Below are 8,680 nucleotides of genomic sequence, written 5' to 3' on the forward strand. Positions count from 1 at the left end.
ATCAACACGTCGACGTCGGCGACGACATCCTCTCCGTGTCGTTCGATCAGCCCGTGTGCGGCGCGCTCCACCATGTCAATCGCGGTCTCGTCCGGTCCGACGTGGTGGCGGAACTTCGGCGCGCGGAACATCAGGTTCTCACGTAACTCGTCGGATCCGGCGAATTGCGCGTAGTAATCGGCGGCGATCGGCTCACCCGGCAAATAGGTGGAGACGTCGGTCAGGCTGATGCGGTTCATGACGATCTCATCTCATCCACGCCGGCGTGATCGGCAGGCCATTGCGGTAGCGGTACTCGGCGATTGTCTTGAGGTTGTTCAGCTCCAATGCATGACCGGGGCCGAAGATGTCCCAGAAATCGCCGACCCAGCCGGTGCGCTGTGGCGGGGCAGCCTCCGGATACGGGTTGTGGTCGTAGAACGGGTGGCGGCAATTGGTCCACAGCACAACGGAACCGGGCTTGTTGAGCACCACCTGCGCGTCGAGGACCCGCATCAGATAGATCATCCACAGGTGCTTGCTCTGATCCCAGGCGCAGTAGTAGTCGACAGTGCGGGCGTCGGCGTTGGCCTGAGTTCGGGTGTAGATCTTGGTGTCCGGAAGCAGCCGGTCGTAGGCCAGCCACAGGCCCGGCTCGTCGGTGGGAGTAAAGCCGCGGAGGGTATAGGTCCACTCCTCGAGGCTGCGGGTGTCGGCCATGTATTCGAACAGCTCGTCGGGCGGGCAGTCGACGTAGTCGTTGACCGTGCAGTACTGGCCGAAGATTTCGTCGTGGGGGTACACCGAGCGCATCTTCGCCAGGAACCTCGGCGCGGTCTCCTCCAGTGGTGAGGTCTCGATACGAACCACTCCCTCGATCGGCTCAGTGCTGCCGGTGTGGCTGTAGATGTCGTCAAGCGCTGGCAGCGACATTGGCGCGGTTCTCCTTTGGGGTCGGGCTTTCTTGGTTGACAGCGGGTCTGGCTGACGGAGCGCTGAGAAATGGTGCGAACGGCGGGATTTCGTCTGCCGCGCATTCCACGCTGACCACCGAGGGCCCGTCGACGTCGAGCGCACCGCGCAACGCCGTCGCCAATCCGTCGGCGTCGCTGACGTCCAGCGATGGCAGCCCCGGGAACATCGCCGCCAGGCCGGCTCCAAGCCGGCTGGGCGCAAACCGGTTGTAGCTGTACCGGTCGCCGTAAAACAGCTGTTCTCGGGTCACACACATGGCGTGGGCGTTGTTGTTGAACAGCACGAACGTGATCGGCAACCGGTACTGCACAGCGGTGTGGACTTCCATGCCATGCATGAAGAACGCTCCGTCGCCTGCGATCACCACGACCCGCCGGCCGAGCGCCCGGTCGTTGGCGCGGGCGAACGCCATTCCGATGCCGGCCCCGAAGCTGTAGCCCATGCCCCCCATGCCGAGCGCGACCAGGAACCTGCCCTCACGTCGCACCGGCAGGTGGTGTATCGCCGCCGCGCCGGTGTTGCCGGCGTCGACGACGACGTCCACGCCGTCGGGCAACACCGTGTCGAGCCTGTGCATGGCGTCGCGGTAGCGCACGCCCGGACCGTCGAATGCGATCGGCGTCAGCTCGGTGTGCACCACCGCGTCCGGCACCCGCACACCCGTAGGCCGGCCACGACCGGATAGCGCGGCGGTCAGCATGCGCAGCGACGCCCGCAAGTCGTCGGTGTGCACGTGAGTGCAGGGAACATATGGGGGCGCCGACCCGATCGAGACCATACGCACACTTGCCAGGGCGTCGTCGAGGCCGGTGCGAGCGGTCACCGACAGTCGCGTGCCCACCACCAAGCACAGCGCACTCTTTGCCACCGCCTCAGCAACACCAGGGTGGCCCATCACACCGGTCACCCCGAGCGCCGACGACGATCCCAATCCCGGTGTTCCGGCGACATCTTTAGCGTCGGGCACACACGCCACCCGTGCGCGCAGGATTGCGCGCAGCCACTCCAGCTCGGACCGGGCGTCATCGCGAGCCAACTGCTCACCGGCGATGATCGTGATCGGTCCGGTCACCTGGCGTAGCGCGCGCACTATCGGATGCGGATCGCCAATAGCGCGCTGCGGCTCGCGACCATATCCACCGTAGCCGTTGATGCTGACCGCTGATTGCTGAATATCCTTGGGCAGCAACAAAACCGCCGGCCCGCCCCGTCGCGCCGCGGCGAGGGCAGCGGGTAAGGCGGTGAAAATGTCGGCCGGCCTCACCACCCGGCGGCAGAAAACTGACACCGCGGAAAACAACGCCTCGGCGTCGAGCGACCCGTTGCGACCACTGGTGTCCTGAAAACTGCCGCGACCGTCCATCGTCGTCGCCGGTTGGCCCACCAACGCCAACACCGGTACCCGACTGGTCAGCGATTCCCCCAGGCCGGGCACCAGATTCAGCGCTCCCCCACCCGAGGTCGCCGCCACCACGCCTAATCTCTGCCCACTGCGGCTATACCCATCAGCCATGGTCGCAGCGGAAAACTCATGCTTGGCCAGTACCGCGGTGATATCCGAGCGGAAATATGCGGCGTCGTAAAGATCTTCGATGTTGGCCCCGTCGACACCAAAGATGTAGTCGACTCCGGTTGCCGCGAGGCACTCGACGATGTGGTCGACCACTCGTTGCTTGCCAGGCATACGGTTTACACGACCTAGGGATGGATTCAGTTCATCGGCATCGCAAAAGCGGTGACGATTGCTGCTGAACCACACGCGGCTCCGCACCGTATTACTGAGGAAAGCAGCGGTAAGGAGTCGTGCCGATGATGACCACCGTCGTTGTCATCGGGGCGGGGCCGTCTGGTCTGGCTGTTGCACGCCAGCTCGAGCATCGGCACCAGATCAAGACGCTTGTCCTAGAACGAGCTTCAGCGCCTGCCATTGCCTGGCGCACCCGCTACGACAACTTCCGGCTCAATACCAGCGGTTTCTTATCGCACCTGCCCGGACAGCGGATTCCGCTGACGGCGGGCCGCTGGCCCACCAAGGAAGACATGGTCCGCTATTTCGACCGCTACGTGCGGACCCAGAACATCCGGCTTCAGCTCGGCTGTGAGGTCAACCGCATCGAGCGCACAGCGGGAGGTTGGCGACTCGAAACATCGTCGGGAGAGATGCTGGCACCGGTGATCGTCTTGGCCACGGGCAACTACCGCACACCCACCGTGCCCGGCTGGCCGGGTCTTCGTCAGTTCACCGGCCAGCTCGTTCACTCCGGCGAGTTTGGCAACGCGTGGCCTTTTCGCGGCCGCGACGTCCTGGTCGTTGGCGCCGGGAACTCGGCTGCCGACATCGCAGTCCAACTCGCCTACGACGGCGCCCGCAAGATCTGGCTCGCTGTGCGCACACCGCCACACCTGGTGCGCCGCGCCATGGGACCGTTCCCGTCGGACATCTTCCTCGAGTTGTTCGCGCGGGTGCCTGCACGCAAGGTCGACCCCCTGATCGACCGCATCAACCGCCTCGTGTGGGGAGACTTGTCGGACTACGGGTTTCACCGGCCGCCGCTCGGGTTGAAGGCGACGGTCGAACAGCGCGGCCGCATTCCCACCCTGGCCGACGAGCTCATCGACACCGTGCGGGCGGGACGCGTGCAAGTCGTCGCCGCCGTACAGGCCGTCGAATCCGGGCGCGTCATTCTCGCCGACGGCAGTTCGATAGCGCCACAGGCGATCATCGCCGCCACCGGCTTCAGGCCGGACCTCGACGGCTTGGTCGGCCACCTCGGGGTGCTGGACGAGCGGGGTAACCCGCGCGGCGGCTTCGCGTCGCACCTCGGCGACGGCATGTTCGCGATCGGATACGGGATTCCACCTAACGGCCCGCTGCGGGCGATCCGCCGTGCCGCCACGCCGCTGGCCCGCGATATCGCGTCATACCTGTCAGCCACACGAGATCGAACGAAAATCGGGGTCACCCAATGACTTTCCTGCCCGCCGAACACAGCTTCTTCCGCGGTGCAGCCGACTATGAAACCGCCCGGCGGCAGACAGTATGGAACGGCATTGTCCCAGAACGCTTTCCCGACGTGATCGTTCAAGCACACGACATCGACGACGTCGTTGCAGCGATCCGCTACGCGCGCGACCACGGCCATCATGTCGGTGTGCGAAGCGGCGGGCACAATTGGTCGGCCAGCCACCTTCGCGACGGGGGCATGCTGCTCGATGTGAGTCGGCTGAACCATTGCAGCGTCGACGCCGACCGGATGACCGCGGACGTCGGGCCGGGAAAGATCGCCAGCGTCTTTGCGACCGAACTGGATTCCCAAGGGCTGTTCTTTCCCGCGGGCCATTGCGAAGGCATTTGCCTCGGCGGCTACCTGTTGCAGGGCGGCTACGGCTGGAACAGCCCGATGCTCGGCCCGGCGTGCGAGAGCGTGCTGGGGCTGCAGGTCGTCACCGCCGACGGCGAACTGCTCTACTGCGATGCCGAGCACTACCCGGATCTGTATTGGGCCGCGCGCGGCTCAGGGCCCGGCTTCTTCGGTGTGGTCACCTCGTTCACGCTGCGGGTTCATCCGCGCCCGTCGGTGTGGGGAACCTGCCTATACATGTACCCCATTGAAGTCGCCGACGAGGTGTTCACGTGGGGACGCTCGATCGCTGCCGAGCTCGACGAGCGCGTCGAACTGCAGATCCACACCGCGCGCAGCTTTCCTGGGGCCGGCATCGACCAGCCGGGCATCACTATCGCCTCACCGGTTTTCGCCGACTCCGAGCAGGAGGCGATGAAAGCCCTTGCACCGCTGGGCAGTTGCCCCGTCGCCGACAAGGCGATCGCCAGCCTTCCTTATGCGCCGACCACCTTGGCCAACTGGTACACCGCTGTGATGACCAATTATCCGAAGGGGCACCGCTACATCGCCGACAACATGTTCACGTCGGCGTCGGCCGCGGAACTCTTGCCGGGCATCCGCACAATTATCGAAACGATGCCGCCGCATCCGTCGCATTTCATCTTCACCGGGTGGAAAACGTCGCCGGATCGCACGGACATGGTGTACGGCCTGGAAGCTGATATCTACTTGGCGCTCTACACCATCTGGCAAGACCCGGCCGACGACGACCGCTACGGCGACTGGGCCGCCTCGAACATGGCCGCGATGTCGCACTTAGCGGCGGGCATCTCGCTCGCCGACGAGAACCTCTGCCGGCGCCCGGCGCGGTTCATCACCGAGCCGAATATGGCGCGCCTGGATGAAGTGCGCTCGGCCTACGACCCGGATGGCCGGTTCCACAGCTGGATGGCGCGCTGCTGATCGTCATCACAGCTGGTGGCCATCACAGCGAGCGCTCCAGCAGCACGTGACCGGTGTCGGCCAAAACCACTTGCACAGCAGAGATTTGATCGACCGGCGTGGCGATGCTGCCAGCTGGTGTTGCGGTGTGACCGGGCTCTGCCACCCAGGTTGCCAGCTGGCTGTGGCTGCCGTCGCGGCGTACCACCACCATCGCCAGTGTGTCGTGGTGTGCGTTAACCGGTGCCAGGCAAACGCATTTCATCGCGATGAAGGTTCCCCATTGCTCGGTGGACACCGAGACCGTCGAGGCCAGATTTTTGGTGCCGACCTGCGCCATCGGCAGCGTCGAACTGCTCGCCTGCGGCGGCGTGGGCGCGTGCGCCGAGAAATGGCCCTGCACGCCGACGAATACGCCGACTGCCAGCACCACAGCCGCAGCAGCGCTGGCCGCCCAGGTCAGCACGCGGGAGCGGCGCCGACGCCAACCAACCTTGGCCAGCAGTGTCGGCAGCATCTCCGCCGGCAGCGCAGGTGTGTCGCCGGTGCGGTCGGCCTCGTCGATGGCTGCCAACTCGTCGCGGTCCAGCTGCGAAAGCAACGCCGGCATCCCGCTGAGTTCGGCGACGGCGCTGCGGCATGACGGGCAAACCTCCATGTGGGCTTCGAACTCCCGCCGATCGGAGGCCGACAGCGAGCCCAGCACATAGGCAGCGTCCCACATCGCATACTCGTGGTCGCCATGCAGTTGGTCGCTGGGCTGGGCGCCGTCACCCGGCGGGCTGGCGCCCCATAACGTCTTCATCGTCTAACCCCCATCGTAGGCTTCATTTGGGTATTCGGAGCCGACCTCCGCGCGGATTGCACGTCGCGCCATCATCTGGTCACCCCCATCTCTTGCAGTGTCAGTCGCAGGGCCCGCACGGCGTAGTGCAGGCGCGACTTCACGGTGCCTTCAGCGATTCCGAGATCGGCGGCGATTTGCGCTGTGGTCCACCCGCGGTAGTAGGAGCGGCAGATCACTGCGCGGTGTTCGGCGGAAAGCTGTGCGTAAGCGTCGGCGATCAGCAGCCGGTCTAGCGCCGCGTTGACCTCGTCCGGTCCGGCCGGCTCGGGCGCCTTGTCCAGCGATTGGACTTCCGAGCGGGCCCGTGCGCTGCGGCTCTCGTCGATGATCAGGTTGCGGGCGACGGTGAACAGCCAGGCCCGTGCCGACCTATCGGTGTCGCCGACGACCTCAGGATGCTGCCAGGCTCGCAGCAGCGTCTCCTGCACGACGTCTTCGGCGCGCGTCCGGTCGCCGGTCAGCCTCAGTGCGTATCGCCATAAGGCCGCGGCGTGCTCGTCGTATAGCGCCTTCATCAAGGCGGCTTCGGGAGCCGCTGGGCTGGCGACAGTAGGCACTTGCACCTCCTAGAGGTGACACGAATTCAGCGCCTGTCCGGTTCATCACCGGCACACCAGCAACGGTTAGCCGAGAGTCAGGATGCGCGGCCCGTCCTCGGTCACCGCCACGGTGTGCTCCCAGTGTGCCGCACGCGACCCGTCGGCGGTAGTGACCGTCCATTGGTCGTCGAGTACCAGGGTTTTTCTTGTTCCCAGGGTCAGCATCGGTTCGATCGCCAGCACCGAGCCGGGGGCCAGTAGTGGGCCCCGGCCGGGGGCTCCTTCGTTGGGCAGGAAGGGGTCCATGTGCATTTGCCGGCCGATGCCGTGACCGCCGTAGCCCTCGACGATGCCGAAGGTGCGGCCGTAGCGGGCCTCGGCGGCGTGGGTACCGGTTTCGATGGCATGAGAGACGTCGGTCAGCCGGTTGCCGGGTGTCATCGCGGCGATGCCGGCGTCCAACGATTCCCTGGTCGCCGCTGACAGTGCTTCGTCGGCGGGATCCAGCGTTCCCACGCCGAATGTGGCCGCCGCGTCACCGTGCCAGCCGTCGAGGACGGCTCCGCAGTCGATGGAGACCAGATCACCAGGCGACAGGGTCTCCGCCGCGGAGGGAATCCCGTGCACCACCCGGTCGTTGACCGACGCGCAGATCGACGCCGGGTACCCGTGGTAGCCCAGAAACGACGGTGTGGCGCCGGAGTCGCGGATTACCGCTTCGGCGATGCTGTCCAGACTCAGGGTCGATACTCCCGGAGCTGCGGCCGCTTGAACCGCGCGCAGCGCGGCGGCCACCACGGCCCCGGCCGCCGCCATCGCGTCCAGCTCGCCGGCGCTGCGCTGTGGCACGACCTTGCGGTTGCGCAGCCCGGCCAGGGCGATCATCGCTACTTTCCCAGGGCCTGCAGCGCGCGGGTGAACACTTCGTCGACGCTGCCGACGGCATCGACCGTCTTCAGCTCGTGCTCGTGCTGGTAGTACTCCAGCAGCGGCGCCGTTTGGTCGCGGTAGACCTTCATCCGGTTCAGGATGACGTCGTCGTTGTCGTCGTCGCGGCCGCGCCCTTTGAGCCGTTCGAGCAGTACTTCCTCCGGCACCCGGAACTCCAGCACCGCATCCAGTTTGGTTCCCCGGCGTTCGAGCATGTCGTGCAGTGCCTTTGCTTGCTCCAGTGAACGCGGGTAACCGTCGAGGATGAAACCAGCGGCCGCGTCGGACTCATCGAGCCGCTGGTCGACCAGCTTGTTGGTCACCTCGGAGGGCACCAGGTCGCCGGCGTCGAGGTAGCGCTTGGCCGCCAGACCCAGCTCGGTTCCGTTGTCGATGTTTTGCCGAAACAGCTCGCCGGTGGAGATCTGCGGTACGCCCAGTTTGTCGGCCAGCTTGACCGCCTGCGTGCCCTTGCCGGCCCCCGGCGGCCCCAGCAAAACAACTCTCACTTCAGAAACCCTTCATAGTTGCGCTGCATCAGCTGGCTTTCGATCTGTTTGACCGTATCCAAACCGACACCGATCATGATCAAAACCGCTGTACCGCCGAACGGCAGATTCTGAACCGTCCCGGTATTGCCGATTTGCAGGAAAAGGTTGGGCAGCACTGAGATCACGCCCAGGTAGATCGACCCGGGCAAGGTGATGCGGCTCAGCACAAAGCGCAGGTAGTCCGCGGTCGGCCGGCCCGGCCGGATACCGGGGATGAACCCGCCGAACTTCTTCATCTCGTCGGCCCGCTCGTCCGGGTTGAACGTGATCGACACATAGAAGTACGTGAAGAAGATGATCAGCCCGAAGTAGATGGCGATGTAGACCGGGTCGGCGGGGTTCGACAGGTAATTGCCGACGAACTTGTCCCACCAGGTGTTGCCCACCCCGCCTGTGCCGCTACGGACCAGCTGGGTGATCAGGTGCGGGATATAGATCAGCGACGAGGCGAAGATGACCGGGATAACGCCGGCCTGGTTGACCTTCAGCGGCAGATACGTCGACGTGCCGCCGTACATGCGCCGGCCTACCATCCGCTTGGCGTATTGCACCGGGATACGGCGCTGGCCCTGC

9 protein-coding genes and 1 pseudogene are annotated in these 8,680 nt (G+C 65.4%); 2 read left to right on the forward strand and 8 right to left on the reverse strand.

The window, feature by feature from the left end:
- From VFA16_RS17265 to VFA16_RS17275, 3 genes and pseudogenes are all read right to left on the reverse strand, one after another.
- Nucleotides 1-239: pseudogene (locus tag VFA16_RS17265) on the reverse strand (3-oxoacyl-ACP synthase); the annotation flags it as partial.
- A 7-nt stretch (nt 240-246) separates the two neighbouring features.
- Entirely contained in the window at nt 247-912 is a 666-nt protein-coding gene (locus tag VFA16_RS17270) for an SRPBCC family protein (RefSeq protein ID WP_324968989.1), read from the reverse strand.
- A complete protein-coding gene (locus tag VFA16_RS17275) occupies nt 893-2,638 on the reverse strand; it encodes a thiamine pyrophosphate-binding protein (protein ID WP_324968990.1) in 1,746 nt (581 codons plus the stop codon). Before VFA16_RS17275 ends, VFA16_RS17270 begins: the two co-directional genes overlap by 20 nt.
- A 128-nt stretch (nt 2,639-2,766) precedes the next feature.
- Between VFA16_RS17275 and VFA16_RS17280 the strand changes: the two genes are divergently transcribed.
- Nucleotides 2,767-3,924, forward strand: a complete 1,158-nt coding sequence (locus tag VFA16_RS17280) for an NAD(P)/FAD-dependent oxidoreductase (protein ID WP_324968991.1) — start codon at nt 2,767-2,769, stop codon at nt 3,922-3,924.
- A complete protein-coding gene (locus tag VFA16_RS17285; RefSeq protein WP_324968992.1) occupies nt 3,921-5,261 on the forward strand; it encodes an FAD-binding oxidoreductase in 1,341 nt (446 codons plus the stop codon). The genes VFA16_RS17280 and VFA16_RS17285 overlap by 4 nt, the downstream gene beginning before the upstream one ends.
- A 22-nt stretch (nt 5,262-5,283) precedes the next feature.
- Here VFA16_RS17285 and VFA16_RS17290 read toward each other — a convergent pair whose 3' ends face one another.
- The 5 genes from VFA16_RS17290 to VFA16_RS17310 form a co-directional block, all read right to left on the reverse strand.
- Complete coding sequence (locus VFA16_RS17290) at nt 5,284-6,045, reverse strand: anti-sigma factor family protein (RefSeq protein WP_414687747.1); 762 nt, start codon at nt 6,043-6,045, stop codon at nt 5,284-5,286.
- A gap of 71 nt (nt 6,046-6,116) precedes the next feature.
- Entirely contained in the window at nt 6,117-6,644 is a 528-nt protein-coding gene (locus VFA16_RS17295; protein WP_324968993.1) for a sigma-70 family RNA polymerase sigma factor, read from the reverse strand.
- A 66-nt stretch (nt 6,645-6,710) separates the two neighbouring features.
- Nucleotides 6,711-7,511 (reverse strand): type I methionyl aminopeptidase, encoded by an 801-nt coding sequence (map, locus tag VFA16_RS17300; protein ID WP_324968994.1) that lies wholly within the window; start codon nt 7,509-7,511, stop codon nt 6,711-6,713.
- 2 nt (nt 7,512-7,513) lie between these two features.
- Complete coding sequence (locus VFA16_RS17305) at nt 7,514-8,065, reverse strand: adenylate kinase (RefSeq protein ID WP_324968995.1); 552 nt, start codon at nt 8,063-8,065, stop codon at nt 7,514-7,516.
- Nucleotides 8,062-8,680 (reverse strand): preprotein translocase subunit SecY (locus VFA16_RS17310; protein WP_324968996.1); only part of this gene is annotated, 619 nt, incomplete at its 5' end. The genes VFA16_RS17310 and VFA16_RS17305, both read right to left, overlap by 4 nt.

This window comes from Mycobacterium sp. (assembly GCF_035653355.1).
GTDB lineage: Bacteria > Actinomycetota > Actinomycetes > Mycobacteriales > Mycobacteriaceae > Mycobacterium.